General features: G+C 69.9%; 1 protein-coding gene. It reads right to left on the bottom strand.

Features of this window, described 5'->3' with window-relative positions; all coding sequences use genetic code 11:
- Positions 1-25 precede the first annotated feature (25 nt).
- On the bottom strand, positions 26-1,873 hold a 1,848-nt coding region (locus tag ACIP37_RS37735; RefSeq protein ID WP_400845411.1), incomplete at its 5' end, for a 2-oxoacid:acceptor oxidoreductase subunit alpha.

Genomic DNA, 1,873 nt, shown 5'->3' with positions numbered 1-1,873 from the left:
TTCAGGGACGGGAAGCCGTTCTCACTCATCGGTGGTCCTCCTCGTCCAGGGCGCCGATCGCCGCCGACAGCACGTCCGCCAACTGCGCCGCCTTGAACGGCAGCCCACGCACCTGGTTGTAGGACTCCGCGTCCACCAGGTACTTCGCCCGCAGCAGCAGCGCGAGCTGGCCCAGATTCATCTCCGGCACGACGACCTTCTCGTAACTCCTGAGCACCGCGCCCAGGTTGGCCGGGAAGGGATTCAGGTGACGCAGGTGCGCCTGAGCGACCTCCCCGCCGTCCGCCCGCACCCGCCGCACGGCCGCGGTGATCGGCCCGTACGTCGAACCCCACCCCAGCACCAGCACCCGCGCCTCGCCACTCGGGTCGTCGACCTCCACATCGGGGACGGCGACCCCGTCGACCTTCGCCTGCCGGGTACGGACCATGAAGTCGTGGTTCGCCGGATCGTAGGAGATGTTCCCCGTCCCGTCCTGCTTCTCGATCCCGCCGATCCGGTGCTCCAGCCCCGGCGTACCGGGCAGCGCCCACGGCCTGGCCAAGGTCCTCGGATCCCGCAGATAGGGCCAGAACGAGCCGTCCTCGCGGTTCGGCCCGGTCGCGAAGTCCGCACTGACCAGCGGGAGTTCCTCCACCTCCGGGATCCGCCACGGCTCCGAGCCGTTCGCCAGGTAGCCGTCCGAGAGCAGGAACACCGGCGTCCGGTACGTCACCGCGATCCGCGCCGCCTCCAGCGCCGCGTCGAAGCACTCCGCCGGCGTCGCCGGAGCGACGATCGGCACCGGCGCCTCACCGTTGCGCCCGAACATCGCCTGCAGCAGATCCGCCTGCTCCGTCTTGGTCGGCAGACCGGTGGAGGGCCCACCGCGCTGGATGTCCACCACCAGCAACGGCAGCTCCAGCGACACCGCCAGACCGATCGTCTCACTCTTCAACGCCACCCCGGGGCCCGAGGTCGTCGTCACCCCCAGCGCGCCACCGAAGGACGCGCCGAGCGCCGCACCGATCCCGGCGATCTCGTCCTCGGCCTGGAAGGTACGGACCCCGAAGTTCTTGTGCCGGCTCAGCTCGTGCAGGATGTCCGACGCCGGCGTGATCGGGTACGAACCCAGGTACAGCGGCAGCCCGCAGCGCTGCGCGGCGGCGATCAGGCCGTAGGAGAGCGCCAGGTTCCCCGAGATGTTGCGGTAGCGCCCGGCCGGGAGCCTGGCCGGCGGCACCTCGTAGGAGACCGCGAAGGTCTCCGTGGTCTCACCGAAGTTCCAGCCCGCCTTGAAGGCGCTGATGTTCGCCTCGGCGATCTGCGGCTTCTTCGCGAACTTGCCGCGCAGGAAGCTCTCCGTCCCTCGGGTGGGGCGGTGGTACATCCAGGACAGCAGCCCCAGCGCGAACATGTTCTTGGCCCGCTCGGCGTCCTTGCGCGCCAGCCCGCTGTCCTTCAACGCCTCCAGAGTCAGCGTCGTCAGCGGCACCTTGTGCAGGTGGTAGCCCTCCAGCGAGCCGTCGGCCAGCGGGTCCGCCGCGTAACCGACCTTCGCCAGCGCGCGCTTGGTGAACTCGTCCGTGTTGACGATGATCTGCGCGCCGCGCGGCAGGTCCTCCAGGTTCGCCTTCAGCGCCGCCGGGTTCATCGCCACCAGCACGTTCGGCGCGTCCCCCGGGGTGAGGATGTCGTGGTCCGCGAAGTGCAGTTGGAAGGACGACACGCCCGGCAGCGTCCCGGCGGGCGCCCGGATCTCGGCCGGGAAGTTCGGCAGCGTGGAGAGGTCGTTGCCGAACGACGCCGTCTCCGAGGTGAACCGGTCACCGGTGAGCTGCATGCCGTCACCCGAGTCACCGGCGAAACGGATGATCACCCGGTCCAGTCGGCG

The organism is Kitasatospora sp. NPDC088861 (genome assembly GCF_044750105.1).
Lineage (GTDB): Bacteria > Actinomycetota > Actinomycetes > Streptomycetales > Streptomycetaceae > Kitasatospora.
The sequence above is the reverse complement of the archived record's forward strand: the minus strand, read 5'-3'. Positions and strand labels throughout refer to the sequence as shown.